The organism is Ectothiorhodospiraceae bacterium 2226 (assembly GCA_013348725.1).
Taxonomy (GTDB): domain Bacteria; phylum Pseudomonadota; class Gammaproteobacteria.
Genome location: CP054689.1, coordinates 1,624,105 through 1,649,069, shown reverse-complemented (window position 1 = coordinate 1,649,069; position 24,965 = coordinate 1,624,105). Strand labels below are relative to the sequence as shown.

Here is a 24,965-nt window from a genome sequence, read left to right as displayed (position 1 = left end):
AGGAGCGCCGCGCCATTCTATCCAAGAACCCGTACAGTTGCCGGGGCCTCGAGCCCGCATGACAAGGCTGGGAGTTGGTGGATGAGCGATAACAGACCGTTTGTGGGGATTGACGTCTCCAAACAGTGGTTAGACGTGGCGCTGCAATCGCAGGAGCGGGCTTGGCAAGTACCTAACGATGAGGCAGGTGTGGCGCAACTCGTGGCGCAGCTTGGCGATCTGAGCCCCGCCTTGATCGTTCTGGAAGCCACAGGCGGGCTTGAGACCGCGGCCGTCTCGGGACTCGCCGCTGCCGGCTTGCCCGTGGTGGTGGTCAATCCGCGCCAGGTACGGGACTTCGCCAAGTCGCTCGGGCGCCTCGCCAAAACCGATCGGCTAGATGCATACGTCCTGGCGCGCTTCGCCGAAGCGGTGCGCCCCGAGGTGCGCCCTCTGCGCGATGCGCAGGCCCAGGAGCTCGAAGCCCTACGGGCACGACGGGCCCAGTTGGTGCAAATGCTGGCGATGGAGAAGAACCGCTTAAGCGGCGCACCTAAGAGCGTGCGTCCCAGCATCAAGGCGCTTATTCGCCACCTCGAGCAGCAACTGCGCGAAACCGACCATCGGCTGCGGGCCCTGCTGCGCGAGAGCCCCCTGTGGCGCCAGCTCGACGATCTGCTCCAAAGCGTCCCAGGCATCGGCAAGGTGTGCTCGATCACCCTCGTGTCGGCGCTGCCCGAGCTCGGGCGCCTGAACCGGCGCCAGATCGCGGCACTGGTGGGCGTAGCCCCCCTGAACCGCGACAGCGGCACCCTGCGCGGGCGACGCACCATCTGGGGCGGACGGGCCGCCGTGCGCTCTGCGCTTTACATGGCCACGGTGACCGCCGTGCGCTGCAACCCCATCATCCGCACCTTCTATCAACGGCTCGTTGCCGCTGGAAAGAGGCCCAAGGTCGCGCTGGTCGCCTGCATGCGTAAACTGCTGACCATCATCAACGTCATGGTGCGCACGCAGACGCCTTGGAGAGTCGTCGATGGCGGGCCTTGACTACACAGTTGCTCCCCCGCTGGCGCGGGGGAGGGAGCACGCCGAGCGCGCTACGACGACGCGCCCCGCGGAAGCGCGCGCTCAGTCGGCGAATAGGCTCTGCTCGACCTGCGCGTAGACGGCAGCGACGGAGCGGCTCATCTTCTCGTCGTAGCCGGCGTAGTGCGGGCGGAATGCGGCCAAGCGCTCGCTGGCGACGGGCACCACCTCGAAGTCGGCGAGGCCCTGGTCGACGCCCTCGGCGACCACTTCCCACATCTGGTCGATGAAGGCCTGCAGGCGCTTGAGGCCCTGAACGTCGCTCACGCTGCCGTGGCCGGGAATGACCACCGCGGGCTCGAGCGCGATCAGTTCGCCGAGGAAGGCGGACCACTGGCGCGCGTCGCCGTCCCACAGCGAGGGCGCGCGATCGGAGTACAGCACGTCGCCGGTGATCAGTGCGCGCGCCTCGGGCAGCCACACCACCAGGTCGCCTTCGGAGTGGCTGTCGCCGGAAGGGATCAGCTCCACGCGCGTCCCGCCCATGTCGAACACGCGGTGCTCGTCGACCAAGGTGTCGGGCAGGCGCACGCGGGAGGCGCCGGTGGCGCCCTCGGTCATGGTGTCGAACAGGGTGATCCAGCGCTCGGCCTCCTGCTCGATGCGGGCGCGCACGGGCGTGGAGGCGATCACCGCCGCGTCGGTCTCGAAGGCGGCGTTGCCGAGCCAGTGGTCGCCGTGGGCGTGGGTGTTGACGATCCAGCGTACCGGCTGATCGGTGACGCCGGCGACGGCCTCGCGCAGGGCGCGGCCGATGGTCTCGGACGAGCCGGTGTCGACCACCAGCACGCCGTCGCCGGTGACCACGAAGGCGAGGTTGGCGTTCCAGCCCTTGTTCTCTGGGTTGGGCAGGTCTCGCGCCGCGGAGGGGACGGCGTAGACGCCCGGCCCGACCTCCACCGGCTGCATCGCGTAGTCGCCCGGCGCGGCGGGCGTCGCCAGGACCACCAGTGCCACGGCGCCGAGCACCAGCACCCCCATCGAACCCAGCAGCCAAGCGCGCATCGGCGGATCCTCGTGTAGGAAGAAGCCTATATAGCCACGTCCGCGGCGCGCGCGCTAGGGGGTCGGTGAGGTGACCGGTGCGGGGTCGGGGGCGGGTCGGGGGCGGCGTCAGGCGCGCGCCCAGACCGCCGCGAGTCCACGCTCGCCGCCGGCCTGGCCGCGCAGCAGCTGGGCACGGACTTCATTGAGCGCCTCGGCGTTGAAGCGCCGCCCGCAGGCCTCGTGCGCGTCCGCCAAGAGTTGCCGCTCGCCGCGGCGCACGCGCCCGTCCAGCACCACCGCCAGCGCCAGCACCTCGAGCACCGCGTCCTGCGCCGGGGCATCCAGTTCGCCGAGCGCGCGCTCGGCGCCGGCCCAGTCGCAATCGAGCTCCTCGGGGTGCACGTCGAGCACGCGCGCGAGCTGCGCGAGCAGCATGACGAAGTTCGGGTGCGCATCCTCGCTGCGCACCATGGTCTCGGCCACCGCGGCCAGCAGCACGGGCCGCGCAGCGGTGTCGAGCTCGCGCTCGGCAAGCCGTGCCACCAACGCCTCGATGGCGTGCGGCCCGTAGGCGCGCACCCGCACCTCGCGCAGGATGCGGTAGGTGATGACGGCGTTCCACACCGCGTACAACGGGCCCGCCACCAGCGGGATGATGGTGCGCAACGCGGCGCGCCCCAGCATGCGCCGCAGCAGCACGCGCAGGATGAAGCTGGTGACGCCCACCTTCATGCGGTACATCGCAGCCCAGGCGAGCAGCTTCCAGCGCGGGGTGCGTGCGTAGGGATCGATGCCGTAGACGGGTTCGTGCGGATTGGGAAACTCCAGCGCGGCGCGCGCGAGGCCGCGCACCATGATCTCGCCGCGCGCGTCGCGCGGCACGCCCGTCAGGGACGCCGCCCGCGCGGTGCCGTTCAGGGCGTTCCAGTACAGGAACAGGATCTCCAGCCCGCTGATGACCAGCGCGATCACGCCGTACACGGCCCAGTACGGCAGCTGCTCGCGCAGGCTGGCGACTTCGGCGTTGCCGATGAACTCCTGGCGCAGGATCACCTCGCCGATACCGAGCAGCCCGCCGGAGATCGCACCCGCCAACGCGGCCCAGGCGACCGCGCGCCGCTGCACACGCTTTAGCACGTGCACGTCCTCGGGGGCGAGTGCCGCCACCTGGGCCGGCTCGCCGCCCACCCGCTCGCGCAGGTAACGGGCCGCAGCGTGTTCCAGGCGGTTGGACTCGGGGGCGTATTCCTCTTCAAGCCGACGCTCGGCCACAGCTCAGGGGCGCGGGCGCGGGCGGGACTGAGTGGGCGAGGGGTTCGAGTGCATGCGGGCCTCCTTGGCGTGAATGCCGGTCCGCAAAGTCTAGCTCGCCGATCTCAGCGGACCGACACGGCCTGCCGCACAAGCGATTGAGCGTGCGCTGAAAGTACGAGGGGCGCAGGAACGCAAGGGTGACAGCGTTGCCGGACTGTCCTACCGCGGTGCGGGGGGTGTGCGGCAGTTCCCGCGATCAAGTTGGGAACAGCGGGCAGCCTTGGGCCGGCGGGGCGGCCCGCCCTGCCTACAGCGGGGACTCGTCCTCCAGGCTGTCGTAGACGTACTCGGGGAGGATCAGGTCGGGCGGGAGCACGATCTCGGTCGAGATCGGCAGATGGTCCGAACAGATGTGGTTCAAGACCCGTGCCTCGCGCACCTCGAGCTCGGGCGAGACGAGGATGTGGTCGATGTTGCGGATCGGGCACCAGCTCGGGAAGGTGTGCAGCTCCGGCAGCGGCTCGACGAGGTGGGTGCGCTTGAACAGGATGTCCATCTCCCGCGCGCGGGGCGTGCAGTTGAGGTCGCCCATCAACGCGACGTGCTTGTGTTCGTTCACTAGTTCGCTGATGAAGGCGAGCTGGTTGGCGCGGGCCCGCTGGCTGAGCGCGAGGTGAATGAAGAACAGCACCAGCGGGTTCTCGCGCGGGCCGTAACTCGCCATGATCGCGCCGCGGCCCTTGATGAACCCGGGCAGGCTGTACTCCACGATCTCGGTGGGCTTGTAGCGCGACAGCAGGCCGTTGGCGTGCTGGGCGAGCTTGCCGAGCCGGCGGTTTACCTGGTGGTGCCAGTAGGGGAAGCCGGCGCGCAGCGCGAGGTACTCGGTGAGGTTGATGAACCCGCTGCGCAGGCTGCCCGCGTCCAGCTCCTGCAGGCCGACGATGTCGAAGTCGCCCAGGATGTCGGCGGTGCGATCGAGATTGCGCAGCCGCTCGGAGTGCGGCAGCACGTGCTTCCAGCTCGCGGTGAGGTACTCGTGTGCGCGCGCGGTGGCGATGCCGACCTGCACGTTATAGCTCAACAGACGCAGGCGCTGGCCTGCGCCAGGGCTCGGCAGTCGCTGCTCGATGGGGCCTGCGTCTTGGCTCATAATCTCCGGCGCTATATCGGACAGATCATGTCTCCCAGCGAACTGGTGAGCTTGAGGTTCTCGCGGTAGTCCACCGGGCAGTCGATGATGGTCACCGCGTCATCGGCCAGCGCCTCCTTGAGGGTCGGCAGCAGGTCCTCCACGCGTTCGATGCGTCGTCCCTTGGCCCCGAAGGACTCCGCCAACTTGATGAAATCGGGGTTGGTGAAGTCCACGTGGGCGGCCCGGCCGAAGCGCGTCATCTGCTTCCATTCGATCAGGCCGTAACCGCCGTCGTTCCAAATGAGGACGACGATGGGCAACTTCAAGCGCACCGCCACCTCGAGCTCCTGCACGTTCATCAGGAATCCGGCGTCGCCCGTTACCGCCACCACCGCACGGTCGGGCAGCGCGAGCTTGGCCGCGATCGCGCCCGGCACCGCGATCCCCATGCTGGCGAAGCCGTTGGAGATGATGCAGGTGTTCGGGAACTCGCAGCGGAACATCCGCGCCATCCACATCTTGTGCGCGCCCACGTCACACACTACGACGTCCTCGAGATCCATGGCCGTGCGCAAGTCCCAGATGATCTTCTGCGGCTTGACCGGCATGAGGGCGTCGTCCTTGTGGGCGTCCATCTCGCGGATCAGCGCCTCGCGCAGCGGTCGCAGGGTATGACCTTGATGCGGCGTGGCCAAATCCGCCAGGCGCAGCAGGCTGTGCTTGATGTCGCCCACCACGCCGACCTCGACCATGTAATGCGCGTCGACCTCGGCCGGCGTGGAGTCGATGTGCACGATCTTGCGGTCGCGCGTCGGGTGCCAGGCCTTGGGGTGATATTCGACCAGGTCATAACCCACGCAGATGATCACGTCGGCGCGGTCGAAGCCGCAGCTGACGAAGTCCTTGGCCTGCAGGCCGGCGCTGCCGAGCGCCATCGGGTGCTTGAAGGGAATCACCCCTTTGGCCATGAAGGTGTTGGCCAGCGGGATGTTGAGCCGCTCGGCAAAGGCCGCGAGCTGGCGCCATGCGCCGGCGCGCACCACGCCGTTGCCCGCCAGGATGATCGGGTACTTGGCCTGGGAGATCAGCTGCGCCGCGGCCTCCACGCGCTCGGCGGCGGGCTCGGGCGGCGTGGGTTGCTGCCGCACCAGCGGCTGCTCGTTGACGGTAAGCGCGGCGAGGTTTTCCGGAAACTCGATGAAGCAGGCACCGGTCTTCTCGGTCTGGGCGAGCTTGAAGGCCTTGCGCACCACCTCGGGGATGATGTCCGGGGTCAGGATGCGCGAGGAGTACTTGGTGACGAGGCGGAACATCTCCTCCAGGTCCAGCACCTGGTGCGATTCCTTGTGCAGGCGCTGGGTGCTGGCCTGGCCGGCGATGGCGACCAGCGGGGCGTGGTCCATGTTGGCATCGGCCACGCCGGTGATGAGGTTGGTGGCGCCGGGGCCGAGGGTGGACATGCACACCCCGGCGCGGCCGGTGAGGCGGCCGTAGACGTCGGCCATGAAGGCGGCGCCCTGCTCGTGGCGCACGGTGACGAATTGGATAGGGGAATCGATCAGCGCGTCGAGGACGTCGATATTCTCTTCGCCCGGCAGGCCGAAGATGTACTCCACACCTTCGTTTTCAAGACACCTGACGAACAGCTCGGCTGCCTTCATCGATTCTCCCCCGGGCCGCAACCCGGGAGGCTGCGGCTCCTGCTACTGTTGCGCGGCACGCGCCTGCGCCCGCTCCTGCTCCACCAGCGCGTTCACCACTTCGAGCATGCGGTCCTGGCCGCCGGCCATGGCGCCATCCGTATAGTACTTGCCGTTCACGACCATCGACGGGACGCTCGTCGCACCGTAGCGTCGGCCGAGAGCGTCGGCGCGACGCACCCGCGTCTGCACGGCGAACGAATTGAAGGTCTGGTCGAACTGGGCCGGCTCGACGCCGTGCTCGGCGAAGAAGTTGCGCAGCGCCTCCCGCGAGTTGAGCGCGCGGCGCTCGCGGTGAATCGCGTCGTACATCGGCTGATGGATGCGGTCCAGCACACCCAGCACCTCCGCGGTGTAGTACGCCTGCGCGTGCAACACCCAGTTCGGGTTGAGCACCGCCGGCACGGCGCGGAAGGTGACGTCTTCCGGTAGATCGGCCTTCCACCGCTGAAGTTTAGGCTCGAGCGTGTCGCAGTGCGGGCAGCCGTACCAGAACAACTCGATCACTTCGACATGTCCGGCTGGTACGTCCGTGGGCTGCGCCGGGGACAGGCGCCGGTAGTCGATCCCTTCGTCCACCGCCTGCGCCACGCCCACCCAGGACAGGGCGAAGACGAGCGCAAACGCCCACAGTCTAGTGCACTTCATTGGATGTCGACTCCTCTGTGCCGGGCTCGCGCCGGCCTTGAAAAACGTTCGGCGGGCCCGCGTCCGCAGGCCCGCCGGGCGTCGGGGGCTTACAACTCGCCGTAGGAATGCAGGCCGGCCAGGAACATGTTCACGCCGATGAACGCGAACAAGGTGATGAACAGGCCGACGATCGCCCACCAGGCGAGCGGCACGCCCCGCCAGCCCTTGGTGAGCCGCAGATGCAGCCACGCGGCGTAGTTCAGCCACACGATCAGCGCCCAGGTCTCCTTCGGATCCCAGGACCAGTAACCGCCCCAGGCCTCGGCCGCCCACATGGCGCCCAGCACCGTCGCGATGGTGAAGAACGCGAAGCCCAGCGCAATGGCCTTGTACATCACGTCGTCCATCACCTCGCGGCTCGGCAGCCGGTTGGCGAGGTAGCCGCTCGGGTTCACCCGCTCGGCGCGCGCCTTCAGCAGATAGGCCACGCCCACCATGGCGGCGATGGTGAAGGTGCCGTAGCCGATGAAGTTGGCCGGCACGTGGATGGTCATCCACCAGCTGCGCAGCGCCGGCACCAGCGGCTCGATTTCGTGCGCCTGCCGGTCGAAGGTGTACCACAGGATGAAGGCCACCATGGAGCTGATGGAGGCCAGCACGAACACGCCCAGCGTGCGGTTATTGAAGCGGCGTTCGTAATGCAGGTACAGCAGCGCGGTGACCACCGCGAACTGGATGAACACCTCGTAGAGGTTGCTGACCGGGATATAGCCCATGTCGGGCCCGGCGAGGTAGGTCTCGCGCCAGCGTACCAGCAGCGCGATGAGCCCGAAGCCGGCGGCGGTCCAGGTCATCGCCGAGCCGACCCGCAGCGCGAAGTCCGAACGCGCGACAAGGCCCAGCAGGTAGCTCCCGGTAGCCATGACGAACAGCGCACTCATCCACATCACGGCGGCTTGGTTGGAAAGCAGGTACTTCAGGAAGAAGTTCTGTTGCGCGTTGGCGAGGCTGTCTCCATAGAAGCCAATCGCTGCCAGCGACGCGACGGCCGATGCCAGGATCAGGACGCGGGTCGCCTTCCAGTACCAGCCGAGGGCCACCAGGCCGAGGCCGGTGCCGAACAGGATCATCACGTCGTAGATGCCCATGTACTGGCCGTACAGGACGTAGGCGGTGGTGGTCGCGGCCATCACCAGCAGCGCCCAGGACCAGTCCCAGACGTTGCGGCGCTTGAAGTAGGAACGCGTATCCAGGCTTTGTTCGATAACGTCTTTGGGGACAGACATGGCTCCCACCTCCTCGCTTACTCGGTGCGTTCCGGGGTGCGCGGCGCCGTGTGCGGCGCAGGCTGACCCGGGTTGCGCGTCGTCTCTTCGGCCGGTCCGACCAAGTCGGTCAACCGGGCGTCCACGCGCTGGCGCAGACGCTCGAACTCGCGGGCGAATTCCCGCTGGTGACGGTTGTCGCTGCCCGCCAGCAGGACGCTGACCTCGCCGTCGCCCTGACGGCGCACCAATAGCCAGACTCGCCGGTGCGCCACGTAAAACATCAGGAAGATGCCGACGATCAGCATCAAGCTACCAAAGTACACGATATTTTGGCCGGGCGCCCTGGCGATCTGCAAGCCGGTGGCCTCGCGGTGCTCGTAGTCGGTCACTTGCATATACACATCGGCGCCATAACGCGACAGCGCGGTGATGGCGTTGACCGCATCCTCGAAGAACCAGGCCTCCGCCTCGGGCACCCCCGCGCGCAGATCCACGCCCTCGTCGTCGAGGACGTCGAGGTAGACCGCCTGCAGGATGCTCTCCAGCACCTTGAAGTACGCGTTGGTTACGTCTTCGTGACGCTCCTCGGGCACCGTCTCGCGCACGAAGTTCACCACCGCATCGAAGCCGCCACTGTTGAACAAGCCCACCAGACGCGTCATGGACGCGGTGATGTTGTCCAGCACGCTGAGGTCGGTCATGTTGGCCGCGGCGATGGTGCTGCGCGCATGCTGCTCGGCGATGTCGGCCACCTGGGCGGGGTTGCCCAGGCGCGCCCGGTAACTGAGGAAGCGATCCAGGGTGCCATCCGGGCCGACCGGCAGGTGCAGATACCGGAACTCATCGCCCGGGATCTCGGAGCGCACGCCGCTCAAAAAGAACAGGCGTCCGTCCTGCTCGACCGGGTTCACATAGTTGAGGTACTCGCGCGCCATGCCGCGCGCGTCGCGCAGGCGGAACACCACGCTCGGACCGAAATCGACGAAGTCACGCTGGATGCCGCGCCCTTCCTGCACCGGGAAGACGTTCAGCGGCTGGAAGTCGACCAGTTCCACGCGCACCTGGCCGGCACTGGTCTGCAGCGGAATGGGGTCGCGCTCCACGCGGCCCTCGATCGGCGCCGGCTCGCCCGTGCCGCTGAGCGGCACGACGTTCATCGCCACGCGCGAGCCGCCATCGGCGAAACTCGCCTGGTAGATCGCGTAGCCGCGGTGGATCAGCGGGTGATTGACCTTGATGGTGCGATGCAGCGGCTCGTCGAGCTGCGGATCGTGAATCACGAGATCACTTTCGTACGAGGAAGGCTCGCCGTTGGGATAGCGGCGGATGCGAAACTCCTTGACCTCGATATCGAACGGCAGCTCCTGGATCACGTAGCCGTCGCGAATATTGAGGAACACCAGCCCGGCGCGCGCGCCCTCGGGAATGGTCACGTTGCCGCGGAAGGCGGACGACTCGCCGGCCGCCAGGCGCGACTCGGCCGGCACGTCGCGCGCCAGAATGTCGCGCGTCTCGACCTGCAGGCGGCCGCTCATCTCCTTGAACTTAAGGCCGATGTTGCCGTCGATCAGGCCGCCGATACAGATCACCACGATGGCAAGGTGGGTGAAGAGGTAACCCAGGCGGTTGCTCGCGCCGCGCATGCCGGCCACCAGGTGGCGGTCGGGTTCGGCCTTGCTGCGCACACGGTAGCCATCCTGCGTGAGCGCCTCGCGCGCGGCGGCCACCACCGCCTCCGGTTCGCCGCGCCCCCGCCATTCGTGGGAGTTGCGCAGCGCGCGCAGCGAGCGCTCCTGGGTGCGCGTGCGGAACTGGCGCATCTCGCGCAGCATGCCGGGCGCGTTGCGGTAGACGCAGACGCTGGTGGAGACCAACAGGAAGCCCAGGATGATCATGAACCACCAGGCGCTGTACACGTCGTACAGGCCGAGACGCTCGAACAGCTCGAACCAGTAGGGGCCGAACTGCATGACGTATTCGGGATAGGGCAGATTCTGCTGCAGAACGGTGCCGATGATGGAGGCAATGGCCAACGCCACCAGCAGCGTGATGGCAAGGTTCATGGAGCCGAGGAACTCGAGAAGGACCTTGCCGGTTGTTTTGCGCGGACGCGAGATCGAACTGCTCATGGGGCTCCGGTGGGGGCGAACTCAACCACTTGTATGATAAGTGGTTAGTCAGAAAGTTCCGCCCGACTGATGCCAAAAAAAAACGGCAGGGGCGACGGTCCGCCCCTGCCGCCTTAGGCGGCTACCGCAGGCCGGCCATGTACTGCGAAACGGCCTCGATCTCCTCGTCGGTCATGCGAGCAGCGATGTTGCGCATCATCTGCCCGGCATCGTTGGCCCGACGGTTCTCGCGGAAGTCGCGCAGCGTCTTGGCAGAGTATGCCGCATGCTGACCCGCCACGCGCGGGAAATTGGCCGCCGGGTTGCCGGCGCCGCCGGGACCGTGGCAGCTGATGCAGGCCGCGACGCCCGAGGCGGGATTACCGCCGCGGTAGATGCGTTCACCCAGCGCAACGACCTCCTGGTCGGCGGTTTCGGCCTGGATGCGCTGCTGGGCGTAGAAGGCCGCCACGTTGCGCATATCCTCTTCGGAGAGCGGCTGCGCCTGGGCGCTCATCAGCTGATCCTGGCGCGCGCCCCCCTTGAAGTCGGCGAGCTGCTTGACGAGGTAGCCTTCGTGCTGAGCGGCCAGCTTCGGCCATTCCGGGTTCTGGCTGTTGCCGTCGGCGCCGTGGCAGGCGGCACAGTTTTGCGCGATCGCGCGGCCGGCTTCCACATCCGCGGCCACGGAAGCGCCCGAGAAGCCGAACATCAGCAGGGCTGCGATAGCTGTCTTTTTCATCAAACCTTCCAGAATTATTAGGTGATGCGACGTGGTGTTACTGGCTCGCCTGCACCATGTAGACCACGGCGTTGCGAACCTGCTCGTCGCTCAGGTGAGTGGCGCCACCCTTGGGGGGCATGAAGCCTTTGTCACCCCGGAAACCCTCGATGGCGTGCTTGACCAGCGTGTCCATCCCCTGCTCGATGCGCGGGGCCCACGCGGCCTTGTCTCCGGTACGCGGCGCGCCGGCGGCGCCCGTGCCGTGGCACGCGAAGCAAGCCTGCTGGTGCACCTGCTCGCCCGCCTTCACATCATCCGCGTGAACGGCAGCCATCATCCCCGCGCCGAGCACACAAACGCCTACAGCCTGCATCAAGGTCTTCATTGTCGAACTCCTAAGTAGCAGATTGGTTGGTCTTTTAATCCGTCGACGCAAGTATACATGGTACAATCGCCGCCCGCCGCACCCCCCCGCGGGGCGGGGTGCCGGAAACGGACGCCACTGTATACCAGCCCGCGCTAATATAGGTCAACCGATGACGGCCCCGCCGCCGCCGCCCCATCAACACTATGCACTCTATATATCGCGAGGCTCAATTCCTTTTAAGCGCCGAGGCCTGGGCTCACCTGCCGCCGGACGAGGGCGCCGAGGTGGCCTTCGTCGGCCGCTCCAACGCCGGCAAGTCCAGCGCGCTGAACGTGTTGACGCGCACCGGGCTCGCGCGCACCAGCAAGACCCCGGGGCGTACGCGCCAGATCAACTTCTTCACCTTGGACGCCGAGCGCCGTCTGGTGGACCTGCCGGGCTACGGCTATGCCAAGGTGCCGGCACCGATACGCCGCCGCTGGCAGGCGTTCATCGAGCAATACCTCACCGGCCGTCGCTGCCTGCGGGGACTGGTGGTGGTGATGGACGCGCGCCGGCCGCTGACCGAGCAGGACGTGCAGCTGCTGGAGTTCGCCGCACATCACGGCCTTGGCTTGCACGCGCTGCTCACCAAGGCCGACAAGCTGAGCCGCGGCGCGGCTGCCGCCACCCTGCAGCGGGTACGCGCCGCGCTGCCGCCGGGTACGCAAGCGCAGCTGTTCTCGGCCTTGCGACGCGAGGGCTTGGAGACCTTGACCGCACGTTTGGACGCTTGGCTGGCTTTCCCGCCCTCCGAGGAGCGGCAGCAGGATTAGGTCCCACGTGCGATCAACCGTTTAGACAGTCATACTGAACGCCTAGCATCTTCAACCCGCGCGCAAGCATCGGAATACTAAGCCCTCACGAAGCGAGATGGCTGAGCAGGGTGAGTTTCTGGACTCCAGAAGAACCGCGGCTATACTTCAGAGGCAAAAAAAAGCCCCGGAGAATTTGAGGGGGGGAGAGTTCCGGGGCCACAAAGTGCCCGGCTTGGGGATTCCGGGCATTCAGTTTCCCGTCGGAGGGTTCGACGGGGGGCGCGCCTAGCGCGCCTGCAACTGATATGACTGGCGCTCGCGGTGTTAGTTCATTCACCGGTGATAAAAATTCGAAGCGACTTCCCTAAGTCGCCCAGCGCCTCTTTGCGCGTCTGTAACCCAGCGCCGTTGCGCGTCTGTAATCCAGCGCCGTGGTGCGCTGCGGGGTCCGAGCCAGTCCGTATCGGCGCGGGCCAACAACACCTCCACGCCGCCTCGGCGCTCAGTGCGCCTCATCCCAGCTGTCGCCGACCCCGACGTCCACCGCCAGCGGCACACGCAGTTCGGCCGCGCCCGCCATGCGCTCGCGCACCCCGCTCACCAGCGCCTCCACCGAGGCCTCGGCCACCTCGAACACCAATTCGTCATGCACCTGCATGATCATGCGCGCCTCGACCTCGCCCCGCTCCAGCCAGCGGTCCACGTCGATCATGGCGCGCTTGATGATGTCCGCTGCGGTGCCCTGCATGGGCGCGTTGATCGCGCTGCGCTCGGCATACTGGCGACGCTGGCCGTTGCGCGAGTTGATCTCGGGTATGTGCAGCCGCCTACCAAAGACCGTCTCCACATAGCCGAGTTCCCGCGCGGTGTCGCGGCTGCGGTCCATGTACGCCTTCACGCCGGGATAGCGGGCGAAATAGCGGGTCACATACTCCTGCGCCGCCTCACGGGTGATGCCGAGCTGGCGCGCCAGCCCGAAGGCGGACATGCCGTAGATCAGGCCGAAATTGATCGCCTTGGCGCTGCGCCGCTGGTCGGGGGTGACGACCTCGCGCGACAGGCCGAACACCTCGGCGGCGGTGGCGGTGTGGATGTCCTCACCCGCGGCGAAGGCCTGCAGCAGCCCCTCGTCGCCCGACAGGTGCGCCATGATGCGCAGCTCGATCTGCGAGTAATCGGCCGCCACCAGCTTGTGCCCCGGCGGGGCAATAAAGGCCTGACGGATGCGCCGCCCCTCGGCGGTGCGCACCGGGATGTTCTGCAGATTGGGTTCGGAGGAGGACAGCCGCCCGGTGGCGGCCACCGCTTGATGGTAAGAGGTGTGGACGCGGCCGGTATCGGGGTCGACCTGTTCGGGCAGGCGGTCGGTGTAGGTGGACTTGAGCTTGGCCAGCGCGCGGTGCTCGAGCAGGATGCGCGGTAGCGGGTAGTCGAGCGCCAGCTCCTGCAGCACGTTCTCGGCGGTGGAGGGCTGACCCTTGGGCGTCTTGGCGATCACCGGCAGACCGAGGCGGCCGAACAGGATGTCCTGGATCTGCTTGGGCGAACCGAGGTTGAAGGGCTCGCCCGCGAGGGCGTGGGCCTCGGCCTCCAGGGCGGCCATGCGCTCGGCGAGCTCGCCGCTCTGCACGCGCAGCGCCGCCGCGTCCACCAGCACGCCGCGGCGCTCCATGCGCGAGAGCACCGCCACCAGCGGCAACTCGATCTCCTCGAACAGGCGCTGCAGCGCCGGTACGCCCGCCAAACGCGGCCACAGGTGCTGGTGCAGGCGCAGCGCGATGTCGGCATCCTCGGCCGCGTAGGGCGCGGCCTGCTCCAGCGGCACCTGGTCGAACGTGAGCTGCTTGACCCCCTTGCCGGCCACGTCCTCGAAGGCGATGGTCTTGTGGCCCAGGTACTTGAGCGCGAGCGCGTCCAGGCTGTGCACCGTGGCGGTGCTGTCGAGCACGTAGGACTCGAGCATGGTGTCGTAGGCGATGCCGCGCAGCGCGATGCCGTGGCGCGCGAACACGCTGAGGTCGTACTTCAGCCCCTGGCCCAGCTTGGGCCGGTCGGGGTCTTCGAGCAACGGGCGCAGCGCCGCCAGCACCGTCTCCATCGGCAGCTGGTCGGGGGCATCCATATAGGTGTGACCGAACGGCACGTAGGCCGCCTCGCCGGGCGTGACGGCGAACGACACGCCGACCAGGCGCGCCTGCATGTAGTCCAGGCTGGTGGTCTCGGTGTCGATCGCGAACAGCTCCGCCGCGCGCAGGCGCTCCACCCAGCGCGCGAGCGCCGCCTCGTCGAGCACGGTTTCGTACTGCACCGGCGGCGCCTCGGCGGCCGGGGCCGCGGCGCCGCTACCCTCCTCCAGCAGCTCGGCGAGCCAGGTCTTGAACTCCAGGCGCATGAACAGCTTGCGCAGCGCCTCGCGATCGGGCTGCTGGCGCACCAGCTCGGCCGGCCCCACCTCCAGCGGCACGTCGCAGCGGATGGTGGCGAGCTGGCGCGACAGCGGCAGCTGGTCGAGGCAGGCGCGCAGGTTCTCGCCGACCTTGCCCTTGATCTCGTCGGCGTGCGCGATCACCCCATCCAGCGTGCCGTAGGCCTGCAGCCATCTCACCGCGGTCTTGGGCCCGACCTTGGGCACGCCGGGGATGTTGTCCACCGTGTCGCCGATCAGGGCGAGGTAGTCGATGATGCACTCGGGCGGCACGCCGAACTTCTCCACCACCCCGTCGCGGTCGAGCACCGTGCCGGTCATGGTGTTCACCAGCGTCACGTGACCGTTCACCAGCTGGGCCATGTCCTTGTCGCCGGTCGAGACCAGCGTGTGCATGCCGAGCTTGGCGGCCTCCACCGCCAGCGTGCCGATCACATCGTCGGCCTCCACACCCTCCACCATCAAGAGCGGCAGCCCCATTCCACGCACGACCTCGTGCAGCCGGTCCACTTGGCCGGCGAGCTCGTCGGGCATGGGGGGGCGGTGCGACTTGTACTCGGCGAACAGGTCGTCGCGGAAGGTCTTGCCCTTGGCGTCGAACACCACCGCCACGTGCAGCGGATCGTAGTCGGCCAGCAGGCGGCGCAGCATGTTGGTGACGCCGTAGATCGCGCCGGTGGGCTCGCCCGCCGAGTTGGTCAGCGGCGGCAGGGCGTGGAAGGCCCGGTAGAGATACGACGAGCCGTCCACGAGCACCAGCCGGCGTTCCTGCGCTTGGGTCATTATGGGATTCCTGTCGCTGCGCCGCCTTGCCCGACTGCCGGGCAGGGCGATAATAGGTGTTGTCCGGGGGCATTATGTCTAAAATGGCGCGGCGCGCGCAGCCGCCGGACGATCGACGACACCGCCTCCGCTCTCTTCGAAGCCCTGCGCGCCGCCCGCATCAGGCGCTTGTGCGCCGCGTCGCGCCCTGCGCGGCGCCCGAATCGAGGATTCTATGGACGAACACAGCAGACCGCCGCATTCGGCCCTCCAGCCCATCAACGACTCGCTGCTCACGCGCGAGTCCTGGAAGATCTTCCAGATCATGGCGGAGTTCGTGGAGGGCTTCGAGCGCCTGGCGCAGATCCGCCCCTCGGTCAGCATCTTCGGCTCGGCGCGCTTCGAGCCCGATCACCCCTACTACAAGCTCACCGAGGAGATCGCCCGACAGCTGTCCGAGGCGGGGTTCAGCGTGGTGAGCGGCGGCGGCCCCGGGCTGATGGAAGCGGCCAACAAGGGCGCCTTCAACGGCAAGTCGCCCAGCATCGGCCTCAACATCCAGCTGCCCCACGAGCAGGTCGGCAACCCCTACCAGGACATCTCGCTCAACTTCCGCCACTTCTTCGCCCGCAAGGTGATGTTCGTAAAGTACGCCGCGGCCTATGTGGTGCTGCCGGGCGGCTTCGGCACCCTGGACGAGCTGTGCGAGATCCTCACCCTGGTACAGACCGGCAAGACACGCCGCATCCCGATCATCCTGGTGCACGCGCCGTTCTGGAAGAATCTGGTCGAGTGGTTCGAGGAGGTGCTGGTGAAGGAGGGCACCATCAGCCCGGAAGACATGGGGCTGTTCACCATCATCGACGAACCCAAGGAGGTGGTGGACGCCATCTTCGCCCATTACGAGTACCGCGGCTTCGAGCCCTCCGCCGATGAAAAAGAAATCCTGCTGGATCTTTAGCCTCCTGTTGCTGGCCGGCGCCGCCCAGGCGCAGGCCCCGCAGGAGCCCCCCGAGCGCCCGCAGGCGCCGACCGCCCGCGAGTTGGAGGAGGGTCTGCCGGGCTCGCAGATCACCATCATCCGGCGCGAGCACGACGTGGTGGAGGAGTTCCGCCTCGACGGCCGGCTGTACATGGTGCGCATCACGCCCAACCGCGGCTATCCCTACTACCTCGTCGACACCACGGGTGACGGGCTGCTGGACACCCGCACCACCTACGACGCCTCGAGCACCGTCAACCGCTGGCGGTTTTTCAGCTGGTAGGCGCCGTGCGCGCCCTGCCCGCACCGGCGGCGCTGTGCGCCTGGCTGGCGGCCTACGGACTCGCGCCTGACGGCGCGGTCGATGGGGTGCCCTCCGGAGAGGTGGCGCCCGCGCCGCTCGGTTGGCGCGTGGAAACCGACGCCGGCGTGCGCTGGATCTGGGACCTGGGCGAGGCGCCCCTCGCGCTGGTCACTCAGCTGCTCGACGCGGGGATACCCTGCCCCCGGCCGCTGCCAACCCGCGACGGCGCCCTGGGCCTGGCGCTGGAGGGCGCGACCGCGGCCCTGGTGGCACCCCTCGCCGGCGCGCCGCTCGATCGCCCCACCGTGGACGCCGTCGCCCAGCTCGGCGAGGCGCTCGGACGCTTGCATGGCACGAACCTCGCCCCGGCACGGGTGCGCCCGCACGGCGGACGTTGGGCCAAGGATAGCGCCGCGGCCGTGGCGCCCCCGCCGGAGCCCGACGACCAGGCCTTGATCGAGCGCGAGCTGTTCTTCCAATCCCTGTTTCGCTTCCACGACCTGCCGCGCGGCCTCGTGCTGGGCGGCGTGCCCCGCGCGCGCACCCTGTTCGACGGCGGGCGCCTCAGCGCGCTGACCGCCGTCGAACTGGCGGGCGAGGAGGTGCTGCTGTACGACGTGGCGGCCGCCGCGCTGGAATGGTGTTGGGGCGAGGCGGGGCTGGACGAGGCGCGCACCCGGGCACTGCTCGCCGCCTACCGCGCTGCGCGGCCCACCGAACCCATCGAACGCGGCGCCTGGCCGGTGCTGGTGCGCGCCGCCGCGCTGGAGGCGTGGCTGGAGGCCCTCCTGCAGGGCGCGGGCGAGGCCGACCAGGCGCGCGCGCGCCTGCAGACGCTGATCGCGGACGAGGCGCGCGTACGCCGCCTGTGGGAGGTCGGCGGCGCCGGTTGAGGCCGGCGCGCAGAGTCCGTAGCATGTGGCGGCCGCCATTCCATCGAAGAACATGAACGCGCACCGACCCTTACCCACCGTAGGCCGCCTCCGATGAGCGCCGTGCGCGCCCTGCGGCGCGTGGCCGACATCTGCGACGGCATCAACGAATGGACCGGCCGCCTGGTGGCCTGGTTCACGCTCGCCATGGTGCTGGTCACCTTCACCGTGGTGGTGCTGCGCTACGCCTTCAGCACCGGGCGCATCTGGCTGCAGGACTCGGTGACCTACATGCACGCGCTGGTGTTCCTGCTCGGCGCGGGCTACACCCTCAAGCACGGCGGCCACGTGCGCGTGGACATCGTCTACCGGGCCCTGTCCCAACGCGGGCGTGCCTGGGTGGACCTGCTCGGCACGCTGCTGCTGCTGTTCCCGGTCGGGGTGTTCATCGTGTGGATCAGCTGGGAGTACGTGGCGGCCTCCTGGTCGGTGCGCGAGGGCGCGCGCCTGTCCGGCGGGCTGCCGTGGACCTACCTGCTTAAGAGCGCGATCATCGCCATGGCCGCGCTGCTGCTGGTCCAAGGCGTCTCGCTCCTGATCCGCAACGCCCTCATCCTCGCCGGGCATCCCGAAGCGGCGCCCGCCGACGAAGCGCCGGACCGGGAGCTGTAGCCGATGGAATGGCTCGCGCTGGTCATGTTCGCGGTGGTCTGCCTGGTGCTCATCGCCGGCTATCCGGTCGCCTTCACGCTGGCCGGCACCGCGCTCGCCTTCGCCCTGGGCGGCGCGGCGCTGGGGCTGTTCGACCCGATCTTCCTCGAGACCCTGCCGAACCGGGTGTTCGGCATCATGACCAACGAGACCCTGATCGCGGTGCCGCTGTTCGTGTTCATGGGGGTGATGCTCGAGCGCTCGCGCGTGGCCGAGAACCTGCTCGACACCATGGCCATGCTGTTCGGCCCGCTGCGCGGCGGGCTGGGCATCTCGGTGATCCTGGTCGGCGCGCTGCTCGCGGCCAGCACCGGCATCGTGGGCGCCACGGTGGTGACCATGGGGCTGCTCTCGCTGCCGGTGCTGCTGCGCCGCGGCTACAGCCCACAGCTCGCCACCGGCACCATCTGCGCCTCCGGCACCCTGGGGCAGATCATCCCGCCCTCCATCGTGCTGATCCTGCTCGGCGACGTGCTCTCGGCCTCCTACCAACAGGCGCAGCTCAGCATGGGCATCTTCGCCCCGGAGACGGTGTCGGTGGGGGACCTGTTTGCCGGCGCGCTGATCCCCGGGTTGGTGCTGGTGGGGCTGTACGTGCTGTATATGCTCGCGCTCGCGGTGTTCAAGCCCGAGGCGGTGCCGGCGCTGCCGGCGAGCGAACGCCCCGTGGGCGGCGCGGCGCTCGCCAAACGCGCGCTGGTCGCGCTGCTGCCGCCGCTGGGGCTGATGGTGGCGGTGCTCGGTTCGATCATCTTCGGCTTCGCCACGCCCACCGAGGCGGCCTCGGTCGGCGCGGTGGGCGCCACGCTGCTCGCGCTCGGTCAGCGCCAGCTCGACCTGGCGCGGCTGAACGAGGTGATGCGCGCCACGGTACGCATCACCTCCATGGTGTTCCTGATCTTCATCGGCGCCTCGCTGTTCTCGGTGGTGTTTCGAGGCTTCGGCGGCGATGACCTGGTGCACGAACTGTTGAGCGCGCTGCCCGGCGGCGTGGTGGGCGCGGTGGTGGTGGTGATGCTGGTGATGTTCGTGCTGGGCTTCATCCTCGACTTCATCGAGATCACCTTCGTGGTGGTGCCCATCGTCGCGCCGGTGCTGCTGCTGATGGGCGTCGACCCCGTGTGGCTCGGCATCATGATCGCCATCAACCTGCAGACCTCGTTCCTCACCCCGCCGTTCGGCTTCGCGCTGTTCTATCTGCGCGGGGTGGCCTCCGACGCGGTGCAGACCTGGCACATCTACCGCGGCGTGCTGCCCTACATCGCCATCCAGGTGCTGATGCTCGGCCTGCTCGCGCTGTGGCCGCAGCTCGCCACTTGGCTGCCGCAGCTCGTCTACGGCAGCCCGGAGCCGGCCTACTGGTAGCGCGCCCCCCACGGCGCTTACGCGCGGGGCCCGCTCACACCCGCTCCTTACCGTTGAAGTACTCGCGAGTGCCGCGTTCGGAGATCGCCCCCGCGATGCGGTGCAAGGCATGCACGTAGGCCGCCGTGCGCAGCGGGATCTCACGGTGCTCGGCCATGGCGAAGACCTGGTTGGCCTGCGGTTCCATCATCTGCTTGAGGCGGTCGTAGATCTCCTCCGCGCTCCAGTAGTAGCCGCTGCGGTTTTGCACCCACTCGAAGTAGCTCACGGTGACGCCGCCCGCGTTGCACAACACGTCGGGCAGCACGGGGATGCCGCGCTCGAACAGCAGCGTATCGGCCTCGGAGGTGACGGGCCCGTTGGCCAGTTCGATGATGTGTTTGGCGCGCACGCGGGGGGCGTTCTCGATGGTGATCTGGTTCTCCAGCGCCGCGAGCGCGAGCACATCGACATCGAGCTCCAGCAGCTCCGCATTGCTCAGCGTCACACAGCTCGGGTCGTCCAGATCGCAGATGGCGCCATCGGCGTACATCATCTCGTGCATGCTGCTGCGCTGGCGCTTGAAGTACATGATCCGGTCCGGGTCGATGCCTTTGCGCGTGTGGATGGCGCCGGAGGAATCCGACACCGCGACGATCTTGAAGCCGGCCTCGCGCGCCAGGCGCGCAAAGTGATAGCCCGCGTTGCCGAAGCCCTGCACCGCGACGGTGGTGGCCGAGGGCTTCATGCCGCGCCGCTCTGCCCATTGCAGCAGGGTGTAAAGCGCGCCGCGCCCGGTGGCCGACTCGCGGCCCTGCGAGCCATGCAGGCGCACCGGCTTGCCGGTGATCACGTCCGGCACCTGGCGGCGCTGGATCTGCGCATATTCGTCCGCCATCCAGCCCATCACCGTCGCGTTGGTGTACAGGTCCGGCGCCGGGATGTCGCGCGAGGGCCCGATCACGTCCGCGATGTGGCGGATGTAGCCGCGCGACAGGCGCTCCAGTTCCATGCGCGAGAGCGCCTTGGCGTTGACCTTCACCCCGCCCTTGGCGCCGCCGTAGGGCAGCCCCACCACCGCGGTCTTGATGGTCATCCAGAAGCTGAGCGCGGTGACCTCGTCCATGTTCACGCCCGGGTGAAAGCGGATGCCGCCCTTGTAGGGACCGATGGTGTCGTCGTACTGGACGCGGTAACCCTTGAAGATCTCCAGGCGCCCGTCGTCCATGCGCACCGGGATGCTCACCGAGAGCGCGAGCTTGGGCACCGACAGGCGCGAGCGCACGTCCTCGGGCACGTCCATGTATTGGAAGATGTCGTTCAGGTGGTGTTGGATGTCGTCGAATATTTTCTGTGCCATAGGGTGTCCATGCCGCGCGTCTACCTAGAAAGGGTAGCGGCCGCGTGCGGGCGGTACTGCAGTTCAGTCGGCGGCGAAGTTCTGGTAGAGGGTCATGCCGCCGTCCACGAACAGCGTGGTGCCCGTGATGTAGCGGGCCGCGTCCGAGGCGAGAAACACCGCGGCATCGGCGATCTCCTCGGGCTCGCCGACGCGCCCGGCGGGGATCTTGGCGGCCACCTGTTGCTGACGCTCGGGGGTGTGCAGCCAGTCGCGGTTCATGCGCGTGGCGATCGCGCCGGGCGCGATGTTGTTGACGCGCACGCCGCGCGACGCGAGCTCCAGCGCGAAGGTCTTCATCAGCATCTTGAGCCCGCCCTTGCTGGCGCAGTAGTGCGCATAGCGCGCGTGGGGGATGTGCTCGTGCACCGAGGAGATGTTCAGGATGACACCGGCGCCCTGCGGCACCATGCGCCGCGCCGCCTCCTGCGCGCACAGGAACGGCCCGCGCAGGTTCACGTCCAGCACCCGCTCGAAGTCGCCGAGCTCGAGGTCCAGCACCGAGGCCGGGTTCTGCACCCCCGCGTTGTTGACGAGGATGTCGATGCCGTGCAGCTGGCGGTCCATGAACTCGAACATGGCCGCGACCTGGCCCGGCGCGGACACGTCGGCCTGCAGCGCGAGCGCCCTGCCGCCCTCTTGCTCGATATCCGCCACCACCGCGGCGGCATCGTCCGGCCGCGAGCGGTAGTTCACCACCACCTGCGCGCCGGCCCGCGCCAATGCCCGCGCCACCTCCGCGCCGATGCCCGAGTTCGCGCCCGTCACCAGCGCGCGACGCCCCTTCAATGCCGGCTCCGCCACGTTCACCTCCGTGTGCACGTTTGGCCTCTGCCACAAAGATAGCGGCTTGACACCGCGGCGTGGGTCGGCAAACATACGACCACGCATATATATGCGCGCACGAATATAGAGGAACCGCGATGAAACGCCTGCACGTACACCTCGCCGTGGCCGACCTGGAGGCCAACATCCGCTTCTACAGCGGCCTGTTCGGCGTCGCGCCCACGGTGCGCAAGGACGACTACGCCAAGTGGATGCTGGACGACCCGCGCGTGAACTTCGCCATCTCCAACCGCAGCGACAAGCGGGGGCTGGATCACCTCGGCATCCAGGTCGAGGACGAGAGCGAACTGGGCGAGCTGAAGACCCGCCTGGAGCGGGCCGAGGCGCCCATCGAGGAACAGACCGGCACCGCGTGCTGCTACATGCGCTCGGACAAGTACTGGACGCTGGACCCGCAGGGCGTGCCCTGGGAGACCTTCCACTCGCTGGAGGCAATCCCGACCTTCAACGAGGCGCCCGCCGAGTCCCAAAGCGCCTGCTGCGCCCCCCAGCCGGCGAAGAAGAATGCCTGCTGCTGAGGCCCTGACCACACCCGCGCCGCTGGACGCAGAGCTGCTGCTGCGCACGCTGGCCGACGGCACGCGGCTGCGCACGCTCGCCCTGCTCCTCACCGAGGGCGAGCTGTGCGTGTGCGAGCTGACCCACGCCCTGGAAGTCTCACAACCCAAGATGTCGCGCCACCTCGCCGTGCTGCGCGAGGCGGCCCTGGTGCAGGACCGGCGCGCGGGGCGTTGGATGTATTACCGTCTGCCGGAGGGCCTGCCCGCCTGGGCGCGCCAGGTCCTGGAAGGGGCGCGCGGCGGGCTGGCGGCGCAACACGCGGCGGACCGCGCGCGCCTCGTGCGCATGTCCGGCCAACCGTCCGCCGCCTGCTGCGGCTGACCACATGCGCGCCGCCCCCGGCATGTGGCGCAACTACGCGCTGGTGACCGCCGCCTACTGGGGCTTCACCCTCACCGACGGCGCGCTGCGCATGCTGGTGCTGCTGTACTTCTACCAGCTCGGCTACTCGCCGTTCACCATCGCGCTGTTGTTCGTGCTGTACGAGTTCTTCGGCGTGGTGACGAATCTCCTGGGCGGCTGGATCGCCTCGCACACCGGGCTGCGCGCCACGCTGTTCGGCGGGCTGGCACTGCAAGTGATCGCCCTCAGCCTGCTCGCGCTCATGAATCCCGACTGGGCGGCGGGGCTCGCGGTGGCCTACGTGATGCTCGCCCAGGCCCTGTCCGGCATCGCCAAGGACCTCACCAAGATGAGCGCCAAGAGCGCCATCAAGCTAGTGGTGCCGCAAGGGTCGGAGTCCGCGCTGTTCCGCTGGGTGGCGGTGCTCACCGGTTCCAAGAACGCGCTCAAGGGCGCCGGCTTTTTCCTCGGCGGCGCGCTGCTCGCCGCGTTCGGCTTCCACACCTCGCTGTGGCTGATGGCCGCCGGGCTCGCGCTGGTGCTCATCGCGAGCGTGCTCGCGCTGCCGCGCGCGATGGGGCGCGCCAAGGTGAAGGTGAAGTTCAAGCACCTGCTCTCCAAGAGCGCCGAGATCAACCGCCTGTCGGCCGCGCGCTTCTTCCTGTTCGGCGCGCGCGACATCTGGTTCGTGGTCGCGCTGCCGCTGTACCTCGCGGCGACGCTGGGCTGGGCGCACCCGCAGGTGGGCGCCTTCCTGGCCGCCTGGGTGATCGGCTACGGCGCCGTGCAATCGCTCGCGCCCGCCTTCGTGCGCCGCGGCCAGGCCGACGGGCGCCTCGCCACGCGCTGGGCCGCCCTGCTCGCGCTCGCCACCGCCGCCATCCCGCTCGCGCTGCTCGCGGGTGCCCCGCCCACGCTCGCCGTCACCCTCGGCCTCGGCCTGTTCGGCATCCTGTTCGCGCTGAACTCCGCGCTGCACTCGTATTTGATCCTGAGCTACAGCAACGCCGATCAGGTGACGGTGAACGTCGGCTTCTACTACATGGCCAACGCGGCGGGACGGTTGGTCGGCACGCTGCTGTCGGGCCTGGTGTTTCAGCTCGGCGGCCTGCACGCGGCGCTGTGGGCCGCGGCGCTGTTCATCGCCGCCGCGACCGTGCTGTCGCTGCGCCTTCCCGCGGCGGCTCCGCCGCTGGCGGAGGCGCGCACGCCGCCGCGATAATGTGTCTCCCGGCGCGGCGCACGGACCCACCCGTCCGTCCGCAGCGAGGCCCCGCACAGGAGATCGGACGTGAGCAATAAACAACATTGGGAGCAGACCTACACCGAGCGCACCCCGGACGATCTCGGCTGGTACACGCCGCACCTCGCGCAGTCGCTGGCGTGGATCGAGGCGCTGGGTCTTCCGCCCGAGACGCCCATCATCGACATCGGCGGCGGCGCGTCCACCTTGGTGGACGATCTGCTCGCGGCGGGCCACCAAGACCTCACGGTGCTCGACCTCTCCGCCCAGGCGCTGGCGGTGGCGCAGGCGCGCCTGGGCGAGCGCGCCGACGCGGTCACCTGGCGCATCGGCGACATCACCGACATTGCACTGCCGGCGGGGCACTACGCGCTGTGGCACGATCGCGCCGCGCTGCACTTTCTGACCGAGCCCGCGCAGCGCGCGCGCTACGCCGCGCAGCTGCGCCATGCGCTGCGCGCCGACGGCGAGGTGATCATCGGCGTGTTCGCGCTGGAGGCCCCGCCGCAGTGCGCAAACCTGCCCGTGCACCGCTACGACATCGAGGCGCTCGGCGCGCTGCTGGGCGAGGGCTTCGCGCTGCAGCGGCACATCAAGCAGATGCACCACACCCCGCGCGGCAAGGAGCAGATGTACCTGTACGCGCACTTTCGGCGCAGCCGCTGATGGGGTTCAAGCGCCGTGCACGCGTGCTGTTTCTGTGCACGCACAACAGCGCGCGCTCGCAAATGGCCGAGGCCTGGGCGAGGCGCCTGGGTGCCGATTGGGTGGAGGCACACTCCGCGGGCACCGCGCCCGGCGCACTGCACCCGCTCGCGGTGCGGGTGATGCAGGAGGCGGGCATCGACCTTGCCGACCATCACCCCAAACCCGTGTCCGACGAACGGCTCGCCTGGGCGGACTTGGTGGTGACGGTGTGCGCCGAGGCCGAGCGCGCCTGCCCGGCGCTGCCGGGACACGTTCAGAAGAAGCACTGGGCCGTCGACGATCCGGCCGCCGTGGCGGGCGACGCGGCGACCCGCATCGCCGCGTTCCGCGCGGCGCGGGATGCCCTGCGGGCGCGCGTCGAGGGCCTGCTCGGCGGTTTGCGCATGCTGGCACGCAGCGACGGGGGCGCCCCACCGGCGCGTTAGCCG

At 68.5% G+C, this 24,965-nt stretch carries 24 protein-coding genes; 12 read left to right on the top strand and 12 right to left on the bottom strand.

The window, feature by feature from the left end; genetic code table 11:
• The first annotated feature begins 81 nt into the window (after positions 1–81).
• The gene (locus HUS23_07925) at positions 82–1,029 is read left to right on the top strand and encodes an IS110 family transposase (GenBank protein QKT03748.1); all 948 of its coding nucleotides are present in this window, start codon (positions 82–84) and stop codon (positions 1,027–1,029) included.
• A gap of 81 nt (positions 1,030–1,110) precedes the next feature.
• Here HUS23_07925 and HUS23_07920 read toward each other — a convergent pair whose 3' ends face one another.
• From HUS23_07920 to HUS23_07880, 9 genes are all read right to left on the bottom strand, one after another.
• The gene (locus tag HUS23_07920; protein ID QKT03747.1) at positions 1,111–2,073 is read right to left on the bottom strand and encodes an MBL fold metallo-hydrolase; all 963 of its coding nucleotides are present in this window, start codon (positions 2,071–2,073) and stop codon (positions 1,111–1,113) included.
• A gap of 108 nt (positions 2,074–2,181) precedes the next feature.
• A complete protein-coding gene (locus HUS23_07915; GenBank protein ID QKT03746.1) occupies positions 2,182–3,327 on the bottom strand; it encodes a hypothetical protein in 1,146 nt (381 codons plus the stop codon).
• Between the two features lie 289 nt (positions 3,328–3,616).
• Positions 3,617–4,462: an endonuclease/exonuclease/phosphatase family protein gene (locus tag HUS23_07910; GenBank protein QKT03745.1), complete on the bottom strand. Its 846-nt coding sequence runs from the start codon at positions 4,460–4,462 to the stop codon at positions 3,617–3,619.
• 11 nt (positions 4,463–4,473) lie between these two features.
• Positions 4,474–6,105, bottom strand: a complete 1,632-nt coding sequence (locus tag HUS23_07905; GenBank protein QKT03744.1) for an acetolactate synthase large subunit — start codon at positions 6,103–6,105, stop codon at positions 4,474–4,476.
• A 42-nt stretch (positions 6,106–6,147) separates the two neighbouring features.
• A complete protein-coding gene (locus HUS23_07900; GenBank protein QKT03743.1) occupies positions 6,148–6,792 on the bottom strand; it encodes a thiol:disulfide interchange protein DsbA/DsbL in 645 nt (214 codons plus the stop codon).
• Between the two features lie 89 nt (positions 6,793–6,881).
• Positions 6,882–8,060: a c-type cytochrome biogenesis protein CcsB gene (ccsB, locus tag HUS23_07895; GenBank protein QKT03742.1), complete on the bottom strand. Its 1,179-nt coding sequence runs from the start codon at positions 8,058–8,060 to the stop codon at positions 6,882–6,884.
• A gap of 17 nt (positions 8,061–8,077) precedes the next feature.
• Positions 8,078–10,171 (bottom strand): cytochrome c biogenesis protein ResB, encoded by a 2,094-nt coding sequence (locus HUS23_07890; GenBank protein QKT03741.1) that lies wholly within the window; start codon positions 10,169–10,171, stop codon positions 8,078–8,080.
• A 121-nt stretch (positions 10,172–10,292) separates the two neighbouring features.
• The gene (locus tag HUS23_07885) at positions 10,293–10,892 is read right to left on the bottom strand and encodes a cytochrome c4 (protein QKT03740.1); all 600 of its coding nucleotides are present in this window, start codon (positions 10,890–10,892) and stop codon (positions 10,293–10,295) included.
• Positions 10,893–10,929: 37 nt separating this feature from the next.
• Positions 10,930–11,259 (bottom strand): cytochrome c5 family protein, encoded by a 330-nt coding sequence (locus tag HUS23_07880; protein QKT03739.1) that lies wholly within the window; start codon positions 11,257–11,259, stop codon positions 10,930–10,932.
• Positions 11,260–11,444: 185 nt separating this feature from the next.
• Between HUS23_07880 and HUS23_07875 the strand changes: the two genes are divergently transcribed.
• Positions 11,445–12,056, top strand: a complete 612-nt coding sequence (locus HUS23_07875; GenBank protein QKT03738.1) for a YihA family ribosome biogenesis GTP-binding protein — start codon at positions 11,445–11,447, stop codon at positions 12,054–12,056.
• A 484-nt stretch (positions 12,057–12,540) separates the two neighbouring features.
• Here HUS23_07875 and polA read toward each other — a convergent pair whose 3' ends face one another.
• On the bottom strand, positions 12,541–15,246 hold the full coding sequence (polA, locus tag HUS23_07870; GenBank protein QKT03737.1) for a DNA polymerase I: 2,706 nt from the start codon (positions 15,244–15,246) through the stop codon (positions 12,541–12,543).
• Between the two features lie 214 nt (positions 15,247–15,460).
• On the opposite strand from polA, the gene HUS23_07865 reads away from it, so the two are divergent.
• The 5 genes from HUS23_07865 to HUS23_07845 all read left to right on the top strand — a co-directional run bounded on the left by HUS23_07865 (position 15,461) and on the right by HUS23_07845 (position 19,459).
• Positions 15,461–16,186, top strand: a complete 726-nt coding sequence (locus HUS23_07865; protein ID QKT03736.1) for a TIGR00730 family Rossman fold protein — start codon at positions 15,461–15,463, stop codon at positions 16,184–16,186.
• Positions 16,158–16,490 (top strand): DUF2782 domain-containing protein, encoded by a 333-nt coding sequence (locus HUS23_07860; GenBank protein QKT03735.1) that lies wholly within the window; start codon positions 16,158–16,160, stop codon positions 16,488–16,490. Before HUS23_07865 ends, HUS23_07860 begins: the two co-directional genes overlap by 29 nt.
• Positions 16,491–16,495: 5 nt before the next feature.
• Positions 16,496–17,404, top strand: a complete 909-nt coding sequence (locus tag HUS23_07855; protein QKT03734.1) for a homoserine kinase — start codon at positions 16,496–16,498, stop codon at positions 17,402–17,404.
• Positions 17,405–17,590: 186 nt separating this feature from the next.
• Positions 17,591–18,055 (top strand): TRAP transporter small permease subunit, encoded by a 465-nt coding sequence (locus HUS23_07850; GenBank protein ID QKT05013.1) that lies wholly within the window; start codon positions 17,591–17,593, stop codon positions 18,053–18,055.
• Between the two features lie 3 nt (positions 18,056–18,058).
• A complete protein-coding gene (locus HUS23_07845; GenBank protein QKT03733.1) occupies positions 18,059–19,459 on the top strand; it encodes a TRAP transporter large permease subunit in 1,401 nt (466 codons plus the stop codon).
• A 34-nt stretch (positions 19,460–19,493) separates the two neighbouring features.
• Here the strand turns inward: HUS23_07845 and HUS23_07840 are convergent, their stop codons facing one another.
• Both HUS23_07840 and HUS23_07835 read right to left on the bottom strand, forming a co-directional pair.
• On the bottom strand, positions 19,494–20,798 hold the full coding sequence (locus tag HUS23_07840) for a Glu/Leu/Phe/Val dehydrogenase (GenBank protein QKT03732.1): 1,305 nt from the start codon (positions 20,796–20,798) through the stop codon (positions 19,494–19,496).
• Positions 20,799–20,861: 63 nt separating this feature from the next.
• On the bottom strand, positions 20,862–21,716 hold the full coding sequence (locus HUS23_07835) for a glucose 1-dehydrogenase (protein QKT03731.1): 855 nt from the start codon (positions 21,714–21,716) through the stop codon (positions 20,862–20,864).
• A gap of 44 nt (positions 21,717–21,760) precedes the next feature.
• Between HUS23_07835 and HUS23_07830 the strand changes: the two genes are divergently transcribed.
• From HUS23_07830 to HUS23_07810, 5 genes are all read left to right on the top strand, one after another.
• Entirely contained in the window at positions 21,761–22,201 is a 441-nt protein-coding gene (locus HUS23_07830) for a VOC family protein (protein QKT03730.1), read from the top strand.
• A complete protein-coding gene (locus HUS23_07825) occupies positions 22,188–22,565 on the top strand; it encodes a metalloregulator ArsR/SmtB family transcription factor (protein QKT03729.1) in 378 nt (125 codons plus the stop codon). The genes HUS23_07830 and HUS23_07825 overlap by 14 nt, the downstream gene beginning before the upstream one ends.
• 4 nt (positions 22,566–22,569) lie before the next feature.
• Positions 22,570–23,808, top strand: coding sequence for an organoarsenical effux MFS transporter ArsJ (gene arsJ, locus HUS23_07820; GenBank protein ID QKT03728.1), 1,239 nt, complete (start codon positions 22,570–22,572; stop codon positions 23,806–23,808).
• Positions 23,809–23,877: 69 nt separating this feature from the next.
• A complete protein-coding gene (locus HUS23_07815; GenBank protein ID QKT03727.1) occupies positions 23,878–24,495 on the top strand; it encodes a class I SAM-dependent methyltransferase in 618 nt (205 codons plus the stop codon).
• Positions 24,495–24,962, top strand: coding sequence for an arsenate reductase ArsC (locus HUS23_07810; GenBank protein ID QKT03726.1), 468 nt, complete (start codon positions 24,495–24,497; stop codon positions 24,960–24,962). The genes HUS23_07815 and HUS23_07810 overlap by 1 nt, the downstream gene beginning before the upstream one ends.
• Positions 24,963–24,965: the final 3 nt, after the last annotated feature.